Raw genomic sequence first — 14,430 nt, 5'->3', positions numbered from 1 at the left:
TACCTGGCAAAAGGCACCTTCGGGTGCCTTTTTTCATGGGCGCGGCCGGCGCCGCAGCCACAGGTACCAGCCGGCCGGCGCGGCGGCTTGGCCCATCGGCTGCAGCGGCACCAGCACGCCGCCATGGCGCGCCACCACGCGCTGTGCGCACAACAGCGCAGGCCCGGGCTGCGCCAGCCGCGCGGCGCTTTCGTCATCGGCGGGATCGAACGCCAGCCACAGCGCCAGGCCGCCTGCGTGGCCACGGCATGTGACCCGCAGCGCAGTCCCCCGCGCCGCGGCGCCAATGGCGCTGGTCAGCAGCCATTCCAGCGTTTGCGCCAGCATGGCCTGGTCCCCGCCAAGGCGCGGCAGGCGGCCTGCCGGCCGTTCAAACCGGATGCCGGCCTCGCTGGCCAGGGTCCAGACGCGGTCCAGCGCTTCATCCAGCAGCGACTCCATGGCAATACGGCGCATGCGATAGGCGTGGCGCGTTTCGCGCAACAGCCGGTTCAGGTCATCGATCTGGCACAGTGAACGGCGCGCATGGCCGCCGACCTGCGCCAGCAGCGCGGCGTCGGCCTGGTCCCGCGTGCGGCGCAGCTCCAGCCAGGCCAGCAGCGAGGCATTGGGTGCGCGCAGGTCGTGGCCAAGCACTTGCAGGAGCATGCCGTGCACGGCGTCGGGGTCGCGCACATCAGCGCGGCGCTGCCCAACCGGCCGGCCGCGCAGGCACCGGGCCAGCCAGCGGCCGCCGAGCCACAGTGCCACGGCCAGCCCCGCCCGGGGCAAGCGGGACGCCTTCATGCGGCAGCCCGCTCGGTGCGCTCCGGGCGATCGGTGCGCTCCAGCCGGTAGCCATGCGTGTAGACCGGGGTCAGCCGCAAGCCATGCCCTGCCTGCAGGCCCAGCTTGCTGCGCACGCGCGAGACATGGGTATCGATGGTGCGCGACAGCGGCGAGATCTCGCGGCCCCAGACCGCGGCGGAGATGTGGTCGCGCGTGACGATGCGCCCCTCATTGCGGAACAGCAGCACCGCCAGGTCGAACTCTTTCGGCGTCAGGCCGACCGGATGGCCGTTGCAGGTGACCTTGCGCAGGGCGCAGTCGAAAGCGTACTCACCCAGCCGCAACGGCGCGAGCGGCGCCAGATGCGCGGGATACGCGCGCCGCAGCAGGCAGTCGATGCGCGCGGCCAGCTCGGCCGGGCGCACCGGCTTGACCATGTAGTCGTCAGCGCCAGCCGCCAGGGCATTGACGATGTCGGGCTCGGCCTCGCGGCAGGTCAGGAACATCACCGGGATGCGGCGGTCGAGGTGGGTACGCACCCAGGCCAGCACCTCGCGCCCCGACAAGTCCGGCATCTGCCAGTCCAGCAGCAGCAGGTCGAAGCCCGCGTCGCGCAGCGCCAGCAGCAGGCGCCGGCTTTCAGCAAAGGTCACGCAGTCATGTCCCGCGCCGGTAATGACCTGCCGGATCAGCGCCGCATCCGCGGGCGCGTCCTCAAGCGATGCAATGCGCGATGCCATTTTCTTTCCCATGTGTTGTCTCCGACGGAACAGGACACCAGCGGGACATTTAAGACCGACTTGTCGCCCGCACGAATAGGAAAGACCTCAATCTCGACTTTCAACAATCTTTTACTTCTCGCCTCAGCAGGCCGCTCCTACCATGGGCTTCGCTGCGTGCCGAGCGGGCCCGCGGTGCCATGCTCTGTCCATCCATCGGCGCATTCCGATGCGCCCGCGCAGGAGCCACTCTCGTGAACATCGCCGCGCTGCAGGCGGACCCGACCCTCGCCGTCAGCATCGAACAGACCCTGCGCCTGAACGGCCACCAGTGCACGCGCTATCTCAGCGCACGCACCATGATCGGCGCGCTGCGCGGCAGGTCGTTCGATCTGCTGATGCTCGATTGCGATACGCCGGGGATTCCGGCCCTGGAAGTGCTGGCATGGGTGCGCCGCACGCTCGGCAACGAGATGCCGGTGATGCTGACCGGCACCTCCAACGAAGAAGCCTTCGTCGCGGCCTGCTTTGCGCAAGGCGCCGACAGCTACCTGCCCAAGCCGCTGCGCACGGCCGAGCTGGCCGCGCGCGTGCTGGCGCTGTTGCGCCGCGCCAGGCCAGCGGGCGAGGAATGCGACCTGGAGCACGGCGTGTTCCGCTTTGCCACCACGGAGCGGCGCGTGTGGGTCCAGGGCAAGCCGGTGCTGCTGGCCCCCAAGGAATTCGACCTGGCGGTGCTGCTGTTCCGCAACCTGGGTTCGCTGGTGCTGCGCCAGACCATGGCCGACCAGGTCTGGCGCTACCACATGGACCCGGCCTCGCGCACGGTGGACAGCCACCTGTCGCGCGTGCGCACCAAGCTGGCGCTGTGGCCGCACAACGGCGTGCGGCTGTCGTCGGTGTATGGGCTGGGCAGCCGCCTGGATGCGGCCTAGTTGTGAAGCCGCAGGCCTCAATCGGCCTTGATGTCCGCTTCCCTGACGATGCGGGCGTTCTCCGCGGACTCGTCGCGGATGGCCTTGGCAAACTGCGCCGGCGTGCCGCCGGTCGGCACCTCGCCGCCCTTGAGCAGGCGCTCATGGACTTCCGGCTCGGCCAGCGCCTTGTTCAGTTCGGCGTTCAGGCGGCTGATGATGGCCGCGGGCGTTTTGCCCGGCGCGAAAATGCCGAAGGTCGAGGTCAGGTTGGCCTTGGGGTAGCCCAGCTCGGCCAGTGTCGGCACCGAGGGCAGGCTCTCCAGGCGCCTGGGCGCACCCACCGCCAGCGCGCGCAGGCGGCCGGCCTGCATATGCTGGGTCAGCACCGGGCTGGCATTGGTGCTCATCACCTCGAACTGGCCGCCGAGCGCGTCGTTCATCTGCTGGCCCGCGCCCTTGTATGGGATCAGCGTGATATCGGCCTTCGACTTCTGCTTGATCTGTTCCAGCACCACATGGCCGACCGTGCCCAGGCCCGACGTTGCCCAGCGCACCGAGCCCGGTTTGGCGCTGGCCTGGCCGACCATATCGGCAAAGCTCTTGCCGCTGAAGCCGGAGGTGGCCACCACCAGCACCGGCGAGTACATCACGCTCATCACCGGCGCCACGTCTTTCTGCGGGTCGTAGTTGACGCGGCCGACATGCGGGTTGAGCGTCAGCGGGCTGGTGGCGGCAAAGCCCAGCGTATAGCCGTCAGGCGCAGCCTTGGCGACCGCGTCGATGCCGATGCTGCCGCCCGCGCCGGCCTTGTTCTCGACCACCACCGAGGTGCCCATCTGCGCCGACAGCCGCTCGCCGAGCGCGCGCGCCACGGTGTCGCTGATGCCGCCGGTCGGGTAGGCGACGATCAGGCGGATCGGACGGCTGGGATAGGCGTCGGCAGCGGCGGCAGGCAGTGCGGCAGCACCGCTGGTCACGCACAAGGCGGCCAGCACGGATGAGCGGAAGGGGAAGGCCATGATGGAAATGCGGGAGAGACTGCGACAGGAGGGCGCCGGGAGCGGCAGCGGATTGCCGGTCTGGCGCATGGCAGCCGCTATCTTAGCCGATCGGGACGTGCGCGCTGTCAGCGCACCAGCGGGCGTTCCGGCACCCACGAGACAAAGAGTTCGTTGGCCCTGTCATACAGCCGCCATACCGTGCCGCAGTCGCGGCAGGCAAAGGTCAGCATGCTGAACGGCACGCCGGCGGCGCTCTGGCTCACCAACGGCACCGTGCCGCGCAGCGCCAGGCAGGACGGCGGCTCGCGCCGGCGCGGGTCGGCGGCGAGCGCCAGGCAGCGCTCGCAGGCAGGCGTGGCGGGCGTGGCAGACGGTGCCGGCACAGGTTGGACGGGGGGCGGGGACGGGGGCACGGCAGACTCCATGCCCGCCATGATGCCGCAAAATGACGCCCGGCAGCAGCCGCTGACGCAATGCGATCAGGCCGGCTGCGTGCGCGGCACCGCGGCCGGCGTCGCCGCGCGCTGGCCCAGCCACACGCTGCCCAGCACCAGCAGCGCGCCGGCCGCCTGCATCGCCGTCAATGCCTGGCCCAGCACCAGGAAGCCGAGCACGGTGGCGCTGACCGGGCTCAGCAGCCCCAGCGCCGCCACCGCGGACGACGGCATGCGCCCGACACCGCGGAACCACAGCGCATAGCTGAAGCCGGCCCCGACAATGCTCAGCCACGCATAGCCAAGCCAGTTAGCCAGCGTGAAATGCCCGGGCAGCGGCTCCAGCACCAGTGCGAACGGCAGCAGGAACAGCCCGCCCGCGCACAGCTGCCATGCCGTCAGCACCAGCGGCGAGACCGGCGGGCGCCAGTGCCGCGTCAGCACCGTGCCCACCGCCATCGATACCGCCCCGGCCGCTGCCGCCGCCACGCCGACGGCGTCTAGCCGCGCGGCCGGGCCCAGCACCAGCAGCGCCACGCCCAGCAGCCCGCCCACGCCGGCCAGCCAGGCGGCCGGCCGCGGGCGCGCGCCCAGCCAGGCCCACGCCAGCACCACCACGATCAGCGGCTGGATCGCGCCGACCGTGGCCGCCACGCCGCCCGGCAGCCGGTACGCGGCGATAAACAGCATGGCCTGGAAGAATCCGATATTGAGCACGCCCAGCACCGCCGCGCGCCACCACCAGCTGCCGCGCGGCAGTTGCCGGCCGAACGCGAGCATCGCCAGCCCGGCCGGCAGCGCCCGGATCACGCCTGACAGCAACGGCTGCCCCGGCGGCAGCCACTGGCTGGTGACCAGGTAGGTGCTGCCCCAGATGGCCGGGGCCAGCCCGGTCAGCAGGATGTCCCTGAGGGTTGCGCCGCCGGTCGCGGCCAGGGAGGAAGATCCACTCGCCTTCATGTCGATATTCTTGATGTCAAGATAAATAGACTTTACGAAGCCGATTGGTTGATGTCAAGATACTTCGGTGTTCCGCCCATCGCGTGTCCGCACGCCTGCCCCCCCTGATGACTGCCCGCCGCAAACCCGAAGACACGCCTGACCACGTCGACGGCATTCTCGCCCAATGGGCGCGTGAGCGCCCGGACCTGGATGCCTCGCCGATGGGCGTGATCGGCCGGCTGGGACGGCTCAACCGCCATACCAGCCGCGCCATTGAAGCCGCGCTTGGGGAAACCGGCCTGCAGCCGTGGGAATTCGATGTACTGGCGACGCTGCGGCGCGCGGGGCCGCCGTATGCGCTGTCGCCGGGCGCGCTGATCGGGTCGCTGATGATCACTTCGGGCACCATGACCAACCGGCTCGACCACCTGGAGCGGGCCGGGCTGGTGCGGCGCCAGCCCAATCCGGAGGACCGGCGCGGGCTGCTGGTGGAACTGACCGAGGCCGGACGCGAGCGCGTCGACCGCGCGCTGGAACTGCACGTGGCCAACGAGCACCGCCTGCTGGCGGACCTGACTGCGACGGAGCGCGCGCAGCTGGCCGCGCTGCTGCGCCGCTGGCTGCGCATGTTCGAGCCGCCACCGGGCGGAGGCGGCGAAGGCAATGAGCCGGCCTGAGCGTCAGGCCCGCTGCGCACGCTCGCGCAGGTCGGGCAGGAATACCGTCAGCAGGCCCAGCAGCGGCAGGTAGGCGCAGTACTCGTACACCGCGCGGATGCCGTGCGTATCGGCCATGCCGCCCAGCACCGCGGCGCCGATGCCGCCCATGCCGAAGGCGAAGCCGAAGAACAGGCCCGACACCATGCCCACCTTGCCGGGAATCAGCTCCTGCGCGAACACCAGGATCGCCGAGAACGCCGAGGCCAGGATAAAGCCGATGATGAAGGTCAGCACCGTGGTCCAGAACAGGCCCACGTGCGGCAGCACCAGGGTGAACGGCGCCACGCCAAGGATCGAGGCCCAGATCACGCGCTTGCGGCCGATGCGGTCGCCGATCGGGCCGCCCAGGATGGTGCCCGCCGCCACCGCGGCCAGGAACATGAACAGGTGCAGCTGCGCGTCCTGGCGCGCCAGCCCGAAGCGCTCCATCAGGTAAAAGGTGTAGTAAGAGGTCAGGCTGGCCATGTAGAAGTACTTGGAGAACACCAGCACCATCAGCACCACCATGGCCCGCACCACCACGCGCGTGGGCACCGGGCCGGCGACCGCGCCCGCGGCCTTGCGCTTGCGCGCGCCCTGCGCCAGCTGGCGCGCATACCAGCCGCCGATGCGCCACAGCACCACGATGCCCACCAGCGCCGCCAGCGAGAACCACGCCAGGCTGGCCTGCTGGTGCACGATCAGCGCGGCCAGCAGCGGCCCCATGGCGCTGCCGCCGTTGCCGCCGACCTGGAAGATCGACTGCGCCAGCCCGTGCTGGCCGCCAGAGGCCATGCGCGCCACGCGCGACGACTCGGGGTGGAAGATCGACGACCCCGTGCCGACCAGCGCAGCGGCCACCAGCAGCACGCCGTAGGTTGGCGCCACCGACAGCAGCAGCAAGCCCGCCAGCGTGAACGCCATGGCGATGGCCAGTGAATACGGCCTGGGATGCTTGTCGGTGTACAGCCCAACCACCGGCTGCAGCAGCGACGCCGTGACCTGGTAGGTCATGGTCAGCAGGCCGATCTGCGTGAAGCTCAGGTTGAAGCCCCCCTTGAGCATCGGATAGATGGCCAGGATCAACGACTGGATCATGTCGTTGAGGAAGTGGGCGAAGCTGATCGCCGACAACACGCGGAAGCCAGTGCGTTCGGCCTGGGGGGATGTCGCGGAGGGTGTCGCGCCAGCAGGCGCGGAGTCGATGGTTGTGCTCATTGGCGGCTCTCGACAGACGGAAAGCGGCCAGCGGGGGCGCCGGCCTGGAAGGAACTGAGCACCGATGCTAGCTGGCGCCCCGGCGCCTGTCCTGCGAGAATAGGTCCGCAACCTTGGAGAAAAGGACATGCCGCGCGCCCCTCGCCCCCTTTCTGCTCCGGGCGCGGTCCGCCGCCGCCCCCGCGGCCAGCATGCGCCCCCTGCCCCCACGCCCGGGACGCTGGCGCTGGGCGACACCTACGCCGATCCTCCGCCCTACGTCCGCTTCGACCGCAGCCCCCTTCCCGTCACCGCCATGGCCGCCGACTACCTGCCCGGCCACGTGACCAACCCGCACCAGCATCCGCACGCGCAGCTGATCCATGCGGTGCACGGCGTGATGGTGGTGGCCACGGCCGACGGCCAGTGGATCGTGCCGCCCACGCGCGGCATGTGGATGCCGGGCGGCACCACGCACTGGATCCGCATGGTCGGCCGGGTGCAGATGCGCACCGCCTATATCCGCCCCGATGCCGCGCCCGACCTGCCGCAGCGCTGCACCGTGCTGGGCATCTCCGCGCTGCTGCGCGAGTTGATCCTGGCCGCGATCGACATCCCCCTGCCCTACGCCCCCGACACGCGCGACGCGCGGCTGATGCGGCTGTTGCTCGATGAAGTGATGCTGGTGCCGTCGCTGCCGCTGCACCTGCCGCGCCCGGCCGATGACAGCCTGCGGCAGATCTGCGATGCCATCACCGGCGCGCCCGATACGGCGCTGACGCTGGCGGACTGGGGCTCACGGCTGGGGGTGGACCCCAAGACCATCCAGCGCCGCTTTGCGCGTGAAACCGGGATGACTTTCGGCCAATGGCGCCAGCAGGCGCGCCTGCTGGCGGCGCTGGAGAAACTGGCCGCCGGCAGCAAGGTCGTGGATGTGGCGCTGGACCTGGGCTACGACAGCCCGAGCGCGTTTGCGACCATGTTCAGGCGTCAGTTCGGCGTGCCGCCAAGTGCGTTCTTTCGCTGAGCGGGGCGCCAGGGCGGTCAGCGCGCCAGGTATCGCTCCACCAGCCGCGTCCAGTAGGCCGCGCCGACGGTCAGGTTCTCGTCGTTGAAGTCGTAGCCGGCGTTGTGCAGCAGCGGCTGGTTGGCACCGTTGCCCAGCCGCACGAAGCAGCCCGGGCGCTGCTGCAGAAAGTAGGCAAAGTCCTCGCTGCCGGCGATGCGCGCGGCCTGGTCCACCACCTTGCCGGGGCCGACCAGCTCCTCGGCCACCTGGCGCGCGAACTCGGTCTCGCGCTCGCTGTTGACCAGCACGGGGTAGCCGCGCACATAGTCGACCTCGGCCACCGCGCCGTAGCCCTCGGCGTGCGACGTGGCCAGCTGGCGGATGCGGTTCTCCACCGATGCGCGCACCTCGGGGTTGAATGAGCGCACGCTGATCTCCATGCGCGCATTGTCCGGGATCACATTGGGCGCGTGGCCGGCGTGCAGCGTGCCGATCGTCACCACCGCGGTCTCGTTCGGGTCGACATAGCGCGCCACCACCGACTGCAGCGCCATCACCAGGCTGCCTGCCACCAGGATGGGGTCGACCGACTGGTGCGGGCGCGCGGCGTGGCCGCCCTTGCCGCGGATGGTGATGGTGACCGTGTCGCACGCCGCCATGAAGGGACCCGAGCGGAACAGGAAATTGCCCTGCTCCACCCCCGGATGGTTGTGCAGCCCGAAGATCGCATCGCAGGGAAAGCGCTCGAACAGCCCGTCGGCCAGCATGCGCTCGGCGCCGCCGCCCGCGCCGATTTCCTCGGCCGGCTGGAAGATCAGGTGCACGGTGCCGTCAAAGTTGCGCGTGCGCGCCAGGTGTTTTGCCGCACCGAGCAGCATCGCGGTATGGCCGTCGTGGCCACAGGCGTGCATGCGGCCGGCATTGACGCTGGCGTATGGCAGCGCGGTGCGTTCGTGGATCGGCAGGGCGTCCATGTCGGCGCGGATGCCCACGCTGTGCCCGCTGTCCCCGCAGCGCAGGGTGCCCACCACTCCGGTGCCGCCCACGCCGCGCGTGACCGTGTAGCCCCACGTCTCCAGCAGGCTGGCGACCAGGCCCGAGGTGCGGACCTCGTCGAAGGCTAATTCGGGATGCTGGTGGATATTGCGCCGGATGACTTCGAGTTCAGCGCGGCTGTCCAGGGTGTCGGCCAGCGCGCAGTACCGGTGCTTGAGTGGCGCCGTGGGGGACGCCGTGAGGGTGGTGCCGAGGTAGGACTCGATTTCGGGGGCGTGCTCAGACATGGTGTTTTGCTCTCTGGCGAAACCTGTATAACCAGTATTTCACGCAGAAAACGCGAGCGAAACGCCAAGTGTGCGATTTCCTGTAAAACCATGTAATCGGGCCTGCTTCAGCACCGGAACTGTTGCCCTAATCGTACGCTTTGTATGGAAACCCAACGCTTTGTGTGAAAGCGTATCGATGGGGAACCATTGGGGATGGTGTCTTTGCCCGCAGCAGCGCTGCCGGCATGCGTCACCCCGGAGGGTGACGCGTTGCCACTGCCCTGCCCTCAGCGTTCGCCGTAGGGCATCACCTGCTGCGTCTGCTCGCCCAGCCCGTCCACGCCCAGGCGCATGGTGTCGCCGGCCTTCAGGAAGCGCGGGGGCTTGAAGCCCATGCCCACGCCCGGCGGCGTGCCTGTCGCGATCAGGTCGCCCGGCAGCAGCGTCATGAAGCGGCTGACATAGCTGACCACGGTGGCCACGTCGAAGACCATGGTGGCGGTGCTGCCCTTCTGCACGCGCTCGCCATTGACCTCCAGCCACAGGCCCAGCGCCTGCGGGTCCTGCACTTCGTCGCGCGTCACCAGCCAGGGGCCGGCCGGGCAGAAGGTGTCGCAGCCCTTGCCCTTGTCCCAGGTGCCGCCGCGCTCGATCTGGAATTCGCGCTCGGACACGTCGTTGACCACGCAGTAGCCGGCCACGTGGTTCAGCGCCGCTTCGCGCGAGACATTGCGCGCGGTGCTGCCGATGACCACGCCCAGCTCAACTTCCCAGTCGGTCTTCTCCGAGCCGAACGGCAGCATCACCGCGTCGTTGGGACCATTCAGCGAGCTGTTGGCCTTCAGGAACACGATCGGCTCGGCCGGCAGCGGCATGCCGGCCTCGGCGGCGTGGTCGGCATAGTTCAGGCCGATCGCCACGATCTTGCCGACTCCGCTCCAGGGCACGCCAAAGCGTGCGCCCTCGATCACCGGGAGCGACGCGGGGTCCACCTGCGCCAGCTGCGCCAGCGCCGCCGGCGCCAGCTGCGCCGCGCCGATATCGGCCACCACGCCGGACAGGTCGCGCACGCGGCCTTGCGCATCGATCATGCCCGGGCGCTCGGCGCCGGGATTGCCTACTCGAACCAGTTTCATCGTCGTCGTTGTCTTCAGGGGTTGTTCAGGCGGATTTCTTGAGGGCGGCGCCAGATGCGCCAGATGCGCCGGTTGCGCCGGTTGCGCCGGCTTCGGCCAGGGTCTGCGCCACCACGCTCAGGACTTCCGTGGCGGTGTTCTCCGAGTGGGCGCGCAGCACCTGCGCCAGGCGCGGCCGGCCCGGTTCGCGCAGTGCGGCCATGATGGCCTCGTGTTCCTCATGCGACTCCTGCCAGCGGATGGTATCGGCATTGGCCGCACCGCGTGCGCGGTGCACCTTGCTCATCAGCGCGGCATAGACGCCGGCCAGCACCGGGTTGGCGGCGCCGTCGATAATCAGCTGGTGGATTTCCTGGTTGATGCGGAAATAGTCGGTGCGCCGGCCGGCGGCATGCGCATCGATCATGGCCAGGTGGCGCCGCTCCAGCTTGGCCATGGCCGCCGCGCCCAGGCGCTGCGCGGCCAGTTCGCCCGCCAGCGCCTCCAGGCCGTGCAGGGTCTCGAAGGTGGCGCGCAACTCGTCCAGGTCCAGCGGCGCCACGCGGTAGCCGATGTACTGCCGGTGCAGCACCAGCCCCTCGGACACCAGCACCTTCAGCGCCTCGCGCAGCGGCGTCTTGGAGACATCGAAGGTCTCGCAGAAGGCCCGTTCATCGATCCTCGCGCCGGGCGGCAGTTCGCCCTCTTCGATCATGGTGCGCAACCGGGCGGCGATTTCGGCCGACATGCCGAGCGTGCGCAGGCGCGTGGTTTGGGAAAGCGTTTGTGTCACAGACGTCACCAGAATGGGGAAATGCACCACGACAAGGCTACCACATACCAAAATTGTGCATGTGCAATATAGCAAAATCAATGACTTACACGCGTTGTAATTACAGATTACGTATCCTATACTCCGACCTGTTGCGCAGAACGCCAACAGAACTGCCTCACCCAAGGACTAAAACAGGAGACGCCGTCATGGAGACGACAAGCCGGGCGACAGTGATCACAGAGGCCAAGACCTCGGTGCGCTGGAAGATTTTTTTGATGATGCTGTTCCTCGTCGCGATCAATTACATTGACCGCGCCTCGCTGTCGGTGGCCATGCCACTGATCGCCAAGGAGTTCGACCTCAGTCCCGCCATGCAGGGGCTGATCCTCAGCTCCTTCTTCTGGACTTACGCCTTCATGCAGATCCCGGGCGGCATGCTGGCCGACAAGTACAAGCCGCGCATCGTGATTGCCTGCGCCACCGTGTTCTGGGGCTTCTTCCAGGCGATCGCGGCGGTCTGCACCAACGCCACCTCGCTGCTGATCACCCGGCTCGGGCTGGGCGCCTCCGAAGCGCCGATCTACCCGGCCGGCGGCAAGCTCAACGCCATCTGGATGACGCAGAACGAACGCGGTCGCGGCGCCACGCTGCTTGACGGCGGCGCGCCGCTGGGCGCAGCGCTCGGCTCGCTCATCATTGCCGGGCTGATCAGCGAGCTCGGCTCGTGGCGCATGTCGTTCGTGGTAGCCGGCGTCGGCACCGTGCTCGCCGGCTTCGTGGCCTGGTGGTACATCCGCAATTCGCCGCGCGAACACAGCGGCGTCAATGAACTCGAAGCGCGCCACATCGAAGAAGCACAAGCACGCGAGCACAGCGCCGAGCCGGCCAACCTGTCCGGCCGTTCGCTCGACTTCTTCAAGTACCGCTCGGTGTGGTGCATGGCCATCAGCTGGATGTGCTTCAACGCCGTCTTCTACGGCCTGCTCACCTGGATGCCGACCTACCTGAGCAAGGCCCGCGGCTTTGACCTCAAGACGATGGGCGGCGCAAGCTTCATCATTTTCATGAGCGGCTTCGTCGGCGAACTCGTCGGCGGCTGGATCGCCGACAAGTGGAAGGAAGCCGGCGGCCGCCCCAACGTGGTGATGCGCACGCTGTTCGGCATTGCGGCCGTGGTCGCCACCGTGTCGATCTTTTCGGTGGCCTATGTCACCGACGCAGTGGCCGTGGTGGCGCTGCTCTCTTCCACCCTCTTCTTCCTGCGCTGGTGCGGCCTGTTCTGGTCCGTGCCGTCGATGCTGGCCACCCGCAACAAGATTGGCTTCCTGGGCGGCCTGATGAACCTGGGCGGCAATATCGCCGGCATCAGCGTGCCGATCATCGTTGGCCTGATCGTGCAGGCCACGGGCTCCTACTTCCTGGCGCTGATGTTCTTCGCGGCCGCCGGCGTGGGCCTGTTGTTCGCTTCCACCGCGATCGACTACGAGACCAAGATCCCGGTCTGATCCACTGCGGCACCCAAGGACCCACACTCAAACATTGCCTCATGCAAGGCAAACCACACACGCTGCGCCGGCCGCTACCGGCGCAGCGGTGGAGGAGACATGTCATGACCCGCTTCCCACGTATGCTGGCTGCAGCCTTGCTCGTGCTGGGCGCAGCGCAGGCGCACGCCGCGCCGGCAGCGCCCTCGGCACCTGCCGGTGATGGACTGCCGACCGCCCAACCCGAAGCCGTCGGCGTCGATTCGGCAAAACTCGTCGCACTGTCCGAATGGATCCGCCGCGACAAGCTCGACGTACGCAGCCTGCTCATCATCAAGGACGGCAAGCTGGTGTTCGAGCGCTACGGCGACGGCCTGGCGCGCGACTACAACCACGAGCTGTATTCCGTCACCAAGTTCATCAGCGCCCTGCTGGTCGGCACGCTGGTCGGCGACGGCAAGCTGAGCGCCGAAGACGCGCCCGCGCAGCGCCTGGCGGCAGCGCGCCCCGACCTCGCCCCGGCGCTGGCAGACAAGCAGGCGATCCAGTTGCGCCACCTGATGTCGATGTCCAGCGGCCTGTCGTACAAGCTGGTGGAAGGCACCGACACGCTCTACTACGGCGTGCCGGACCGCCTGCGCGTGGCGGCGACCGCCGCCGTGCGCACCAAGGCCGGCGCCGAGTTCGACTATATCGACGTCAATCCCGTGCTTGTCGGCGCCACCATCACGCAGGCCGCCGGGCAGCCCGAAGACCAGTACGCCAAGGCGCGCCTGTTCGGCCCGCTCGGCATGAGCCACTACCGCTGGGACGGCGCCGACGGCAAGGGCGCGGTATCGGGCGGCTGGGGCCTGCGGCTGCGGTCCATCGACATGGCCAAGCTCGGCATGCTGATGCTGAACGAAGGTCGCTGGAACGGGCAGCAGATCGTGCCGGCCTCTTGGGTCGCACGCATGATCACGCCTGCGGGTCCGGCGAAGGACTATGGTTTCTACTGCTGGGTCAACAACATCGTGCAGAGCGAGCGCGAGTTCAGTGCGATGGGCTACAAGGGCCAGTTCATCACCGTGCTGCCGAAGCAGAACGCGGTGATCGTGATGAACAGCATCATGTCCACGCAAGGCGGCCTGCGTGACGCGGCGTACCTTGACCTGTACCGCCGCATGGTGAATGAATACGTACTGCCCGCGCTCCAGGCCGGCAAGTCCGTCAGGCCGGATGCCGCGCGCCAGGCCGCACTGCAGAAGGAACTTGAACTGGCGCGCGCCAGCCAGCGCGTACCCGGCACCGCCCTCGCCTTCAACGACAAACCCGAACAATAACCGCAGAGGCGCCGCCCATGAGACGGCGCCCGCCCAACTCCTGAGAACGACTGAAATGACCAAGCAAATCCGCCTCGGCATGCTGACGCCGTCTTCCAACACGGCGCTCGAACCCATCACCAGCGCGATGGTTGCCGGCCTGCCCAACGTCAGCGCGCATTTCTCGCGCTTCACCGTGACCGAGATCTCGCTGCGCGACCAGGCCCTGGGCCAGTTCAACCTGGACAAGATCCTGGCCGCCGCCAGCCTGCTGGCCGATGCGCGCGTCGATGTCATCGCCTGGAACGGCACCTCTTCCGGCTGGCTCGGCTTCGACAAGGATGAAGCGCTGTGCAAGCAGATCACCGAAGCCACCGGCATCCCGGCCACCACCTCGGTGCTGGCGCTCAACGAGATCCTGGAAAAGACCGGCGCGCGCAACTTCGGCCTGGCCACGCCGTACCTGGACGATGTGCAGCAGCGCATCATCGCCAACTATGAGCGCAGCGGCTTTCACTGCGTGGCCGAAAGCCACCTGGACCTGCATGTGAACTACAGCTTCGCCGAGGTCGAGGAAGACACCATCCGCGAGATGGTGCGCGGCCTGGCCCAGCACCAGCCGCAGGCCATCACCACCTTCTGCACCAACCTGCGCGCCGCGCACCTGGCCGAAGAACTTGAAGCCGAAACCGGCATTCCGCTGTACGACACCATCTCCACCGTGGTGTGGAAGTCGCTGCGCCTGTGCGGCGTCGATACGCGCGAACTGCGCGGCTGGGGCCGCCTGTTCCGCGAAGTGGAGTAA

The 14,430-nt window shown here is 68.4% G+C and carries 15 protein-coding genes; 6 read left to right on the top strand and 9 right to left on the bottom strand.

Translation table 11 applies throughout. The features are described from left to right. Positions 1-33: 33 nt before the first annotated feature. Together A3A5_RS0130975 and A3A5_RS0130970 are read right to left on the bottom strand one after the other, a co-directional pair. Entirely contained in the window at positions 34-786 is a 753-nt protein-coding gene (locus A3A5_RS0130975; protein ID WP_018314331.1) for a HAMP domain-containing sensor histidine kinase, read from the bottom strand. Next, on the bottom strand, positions 783-1,520 hold the full coding sequence (locus A3A5_RS0130970) for a response regulator transcription factor (protein ID WP_018314330.1): 738 nt from the start codon (positions 1,518-1,520) through the stop codon (positions 783-785). The genes A3A5_RS0130975 and A3A5_RS0130970 overlap by 4 nt, the downstream gene beginning before the upstream one ends. A gap of 221 nt (positions 1,521-1,741) precedes the next feature. Here A3A5_RS0130970 and A3A5_RS0130965 point away from each other — a divergent pair, with 221 nt between their 5' ends. After that, complete coding sequence (locus A3A5_RS0130965; RefSeq protein ID WP_018314329.1) at positions 1,742-2,422, top strand: response regulator transcription factor; 681 nt, start codon at positions 1,742-1,744, stop codon at positions 2,420-2,422. A gap of 17 nt (positions 2,423-2,439) precedes the next feature. On the opposite strand, the gene A3A5_RS0130960 is transcribed toward A3A5_RS0130965, so the two are convergent. The 3 genes from A3A5_RS0130960 to A3A5_RS0130950 form a co-directional block, all read right to left on the bottom strand. Continuing rightward, a complete protein-coding gene (locus tag A3A5_RS0130960; RefSeq protein WP_026201313.1) occupies positions 2,440-3,423 on the bottom strand; it encodes a tripartite tricarboxylate transporter substrate binding protein in 984 nt (327 codons plus the stop codon). Positions 3,424-3,530: 107 nt separating this feature from the next. Then, positions 3,531-3,839, bottom strand: a complete 309-nt coding sequence (locus A3A5_RS0130955; RefSeq protein WP_026201312.1) for a hypothetical protein — start codon at positions 3,837-3,839, stop codon at positions 3,531-3,533. Positions 3,840-3,884: 45 nt separating this feature from the next. Next, complete coding sequence (locus A3A5_RS0130950; protein WP_018314326.1) at positions 3,885-4,799, bottom strand: EamA family transporter; 915 nt, start codon at positions 4,797-4,799, stop codon at positions 3,885-3,887. Positions 4,800-4,906: 107 nt separating this feature from the next. Here A3A5_RS0130950 and A3A5_RS0130945 point away from each other — a divergent pair, with 107 nt between their 5' ends. Next, positions 4,907-5,458, top strand: a complete 552-nt coding sequence (locus A3A5_RS0130945) for a MarR family winged helix-turn-helix transcriptional regulator (protein ID WP_018314325.1) — start codon at positions 4,907-4,909, stop codon at positions 5,456-5,458. A 3-nt stretch (positions 5,459-5,461) separates the two neighbouring features. Here the strand turns inward: A3A5_RS0130945 and A3A5_RS0130940 are convergent, their stop codons facing one another. Beyond that, the gene (locus tag A3A5_RS0130940; protein WP_026201311.1) at positions 5,462-6,697 is read right to left on the bottom strand and encodes an MFS transporter; all 1,236 of its coding nucleotides are present in this window, start codon (positions 6,695-6,697) and stop codon (positions 5,462-5,464) included. Positions 6,698-6,824: 127 nt separating this feature from the next. On the opposite strand from A3A5_RS0130940, the gene A3A5_RS0130935 reads away from it, so the two are divergent. Further along, positions 6,825-7,703 carry a helix-turn-helix domain-containing protein gene (locus A3A5_RS0130935; RefSeq protein WP_018314323.1) on the top strand — a complete coding sequence of 293 codons (879 nt, stop codon included), beginning with the start codon at positions 6,825-6,827 and terminating at the stop codon, positions 7,701-7,703. Between the two features lie 17 nt (positions 7,704-7,720). Here the strand turns inward: A3A5_RS0130935 and A3A5_RS0130930 are convergent, their stop codons facing one another. From A3A5_RS0130930 to A3A5_RS39600, 3 genes are all read right to left on the bottom strand, one after another. Then, complete coding sequence (locus A3A5_RS0130930; protein ID WP_018314322.1) at positions 7,721-8,968, bottom strand: M20 aminoacylase family protein; 1,248 nt, start codon at positions 8,966-8,968, stop codon at positions 7,721-7,723. Between the two features lie 269 nt (positions 8,969-9,237). Next, positions 9,238-10,086, bottom strand: coding sequence for a fumarylacetoacetate hydrolase family protein (locus A3A5_RS0130925; RefSeq protein WP_026201310.1), 849 nt, complete (start codon positions 10,084-10,086; stop codon positions 9,238-9,240). A gap of 25 nt (positions 10,087-10,111) precedes the next feature. Continuing rightward, positions 10,112-10,858, bottom strand: a complete 747-nt coding sequence (locus tag A3A5_RS39600; protein WP_369797839.1) for a GntR family transcriptional regulator — start codon at positions 10,856-10,858, stop codon at positions 10,112-10,114. A gap of 188 nt (positions 10,859-11,046) precedes the next feature. On the opposite strand from A3A5_RS39600, the gene A3A5_RS0130915 reads away from it, so the two are divergent. The 3 genes from A3A5_RS0130915 (at position 11,047) to A3A5_RS0130905 (ending at position 14,430) form a co-directional block, all read left to right on the top strand. Further along, entirely contained in the window at positions 11,047-12,345 is a 1,299-nt protein-coding gene (locus A3A5_RS0130915; protein WP_013955167.1) for an MFS transporter, read from the top strand. A 104-nt stretch (positions 12,346-12,449) separates the two neighbouring features. After that, positions 12,450-13,646: a serine hydrolase gene (locus tag A3A5_RS0130910; RefSeq protein WP_026201309.1), complete on the top strand. Its 1,197-nt coding sequence runs from the start codon at positions 12,450-12,452 to the stop codon at positions 13,644-13,646. Positions 13,647-13,701: 55 nt separating this feature from the next. After that, complete coding sequence (locus A3A5_RS0130905; RefSeq protein ID WP_018314317.1) at positions 13,702-14,430, top strand: aspartate/glutamate racemase family protein; 729 nt, start codon at positions 13,702-13,704, stop codon at positions 14,428-14,430.

Source organism: Cupriavidus sp. UYPR2.512, assembly GCF_000379565.1.
Taxonomy (GTDB): Bacteria; Pseudomonadota; Gammaproteobacteria; order Burkholderiales; family Burkholderiaceae; genus Cupriavidus.
The sequence above is the reverse complement of the archived record's forward strand: the minus strand, read 5'-3'. Positions and strand labels throughout refer to the sequence as shown.

What these genes read in the sequence shown, in the direction of transcription:
- A3A5_RS0130975 (WP_018314331.1), bottom strand. Translation starts at nt 786, where the DNA reads ATGAAGGCGTCCCGCTTGCCCCGGGCGGGGCTGGCCGTGGCACTGTGG.
- A3A5_RS0130970 (WP_018314330.1), bottom strand. Translation starts at nt 1,520, where the DNA reads ATGGGAAAGAAAATGGCATCGCGCATTGCATCGCTTGAGGACGCGCCC.
- A3A5_RS0130960 (WP_026201313.1), bottom strand. Translation starts at nt 3,423, where the DNA reads ATGGCCTTCCCCTTCCGCTCATCCGTGCTGGCCGCCTTGTGCGTGACC.
- A3A5_RS0130955 (WP_026201312.1), bottom strand. Translation starts at nt 3,839, where the DNA reads ATGGCGGGCATGGAGTCTGCCGTGCCCCCGTCCCCGCCCCCCGTCCAA.
- A3A5_RS0130950 (WP_018314326.1), bottom strand. Translation starts at nt 4,799, where the DNA reads ATGAAGGCGAGTGGATCTTCCTCCCTGGCCGCGACCGGCGGCGCAACC.
- A3A5_RS0130945 (WP_018314325.1), top strand. Translation starts at nt 4,907, where the DNA reads ATGACTGCCCGCCGCAAACCCGAAGACACGCCTGACCACGTCGACGGC.
- A3A5_RS0130940 (WP_026201311.1), bottom strand. Translation starts at nt 6,697, where the DNA reads ATGAGCACAACCATCGACTCCGCGCCTGCTGGCGCGACACCCTCCGCG.
- A3A5_RS0130935 (WP_018314323.1), top strand. Translation starts at nt 6,825, where the DNA reads ATGCCGCGCGCCCCTCGCCCCCTTTCTGCTCCGGGCGCGGTCCGCCGC.
- A3A5_RS0130930 (WP_018314322.1), bottom strand. Translation starts at nt 8,968, where the DNA reads ATGTCTGAGCACGCCCCCGAAATCGAGTCCTACCTCGGCACCACCCTC.
- A3A5_RS0130925 (WP_026201310.1), bottom strand. Translation starts at nt 10,086, where the DNA reads ATGAAACTGGTTCGAGTAGGCAATCCCGGCGCCGAGCGCCCGGGCATG.
- A3A5_RS0130915 (WP_013955167.1), top strand. Translation starts at nt 11,047, where the DNA reads ATGGAGACGACAAGCCGGGCGACAGTGATCACAGAGGCCAAGACCTCG.
- A3A5_RS0130910 (WP_026201309.1), top strand. Translation starts at nt 12,450, where the DNA reads ATGACCCGCTTCCCACGTATGCTGGCTGCAGCCTTGCTCGTGCTGGGC.
- A3A5_RS0130905 (WP_018314317.1), top strand. Translation starts at nt 13,702, where the DNA reads ATGACCAAGCAAATCCGCCTCGGCATGCTGACGCCGTCTTCCAACACG.